This window comes from Streptomyces sp. SID3343, assembly GCF_009865215.1.
Taxonomy (GTDB): Bacteria; Actinomycetota; Actinomycetes; order Streptomycetales; family Streptomycetaceae; genus Embleya.
This window is the reverse complement of record NZ_WWJX01000590.1, coordinates 1-1463: the sequence shown is the minus strand read 5'-3', so window position 1 is coordinate 1463 and position 1463 is coordinate 1. Positions and strand designations below refer to the sequence as shown.

Here is a 1463-nt window from a genome sequence, read left to right as displayed (position 1 = left end):
GCGCCGTTGAGGGCGCGGACGGTGAACGTGTAGGGGCGACCGGGTGTCAGGTCGCCGATCGTGGCGGAGGTGGCGCCGGCGGCCGGCCGTGTGCGGGTGCCGCCCGGCGAGGTCTCGACGATGTAGCCGGTCACCGGGTTGGGCCCGGTCGAGGCAGGCCACGACACGGTGGCGGAGGCGAGACCGGCGCGTGCGTCGACCCTCGCGGGTGGTTGCGGCAGGCCGACCGGCGGCGGGGTGCAGCAGACGACGGGCCAGTCCGGTGCCTGGCGGGGCTGCGGGGTGACGTCGCCCTGCTTCGTCTCGACGTACCGCCAGCCGTCCATGGCACCGTCGGTGGGGCGCCGGCCGGACGGGCCGATGCCCGCGTACACCCAGCCCGGGCCTTTCGACGGCTCGTGCAGCCAGTAGGACCAGTAGCGGATCAAGCCGCCCGGCTGGGTCTCGGCGCAACCCTGTGCGGGGTAGCCGTCGATGGAGCACACCAGGCCGCTGCCGTCGAACCGCAGGGCGTGTCCGGTCCGCGCCAACAGGTCCAGGCCACTGACCGCAGGACTCCCCGCGGGCCGCAGCGGCGATACGCAACTCCACGTCACCGACGGGGCGGGACGGGGCCCGCCGATGGGGTCGTCGACGGTGCCGAAGTCCACCACCAGGCCGGCCCGATCCCCTACCGAACAGGCGGGCGCAGTGGCGGCGTTCGCGGGAAGGGTGGGCACGAGTCCCAGCAGCACGAGGATTGCGGTCAGCACCGCGGTCGTCGTCGCAGCGTGACGGCCGGTAGGACGTCTTTGCGGTGTTCGCGCCGTTGCCGCATGTCTGGCGGACGTGCCCAAGGCCGTATCCCTTCCCCCCACGACGACGTGGCAGAGGAAGCGACCGTCGGACCGGGACAGCCGGTCGTACGGGCTCTTCGCTGTCCGCAGTCCACGACGGATCTTGACGAAATACACCGGACCGCGGGCAATCCGACTCGCACTCCGCCAAGGACGACGGGGTGCCTACGGTTGCGGGACAGTGCCGGGATTCGACCGGCTTCCCCCACGGAACAGCGTCACTCACTCGGCCCCGCGGCATCGCCGCCGAGCCGAACGCAGTCACGGTCGCACACTCGCCGCGGGGGCGGCAACGGCGTGTTTCGGCCACATCCGCGGATGGCGGCGAACCGTGGAACAGTCGCGGGCGCAGTCTTCGGGCGGTCCGTCGCGGTGGGTCTCGGACGCCCGCGGGGGCCGCTCCCACAGCGCGGCCCGGCGGCGGACACGTCCGCGAAACCGATGCCGGTTCGCCTGCCGCGGCGTCGAGTCGTCGTTGCCGGGTACGGGGCAACCACCTTCGGAGCGGCAGCGGTTCGCCCAAGGAGGCCGAAAACCTCGGTACCGTTCTCGAAGCCGTCGAAGCCGTCGAAGCCGTCGAAGCCGTCGAAGCCGTCGAAGCCGTCGAAGCCCCCCAAGCCCCCAAGC

1 protein-coding gene and 1 riboswitch are annotated in these 1463 nt (G+C 72.5%); the gene reads right to left on the bottom strand.

Annotated features, from left to right (window positions below; all coding sequences use genetic code 11):
• Positions 1 to 752: fibronectin type III domain-containing protein (locus tag GT354_RS18055; protein WP_161357332.1), on the bottom strand; the 752-nt coding region annotated here is incomplete at its 3' end.
• Between the two features lie 188 nt (positions 753 to 940).
• Positions 941 to 1077: riboswitch (cobalamin riboswitch) on the bottom strand.
• Between the last annotated feature and the right edge of the window lie 386 nt (positions 1078 to 1463).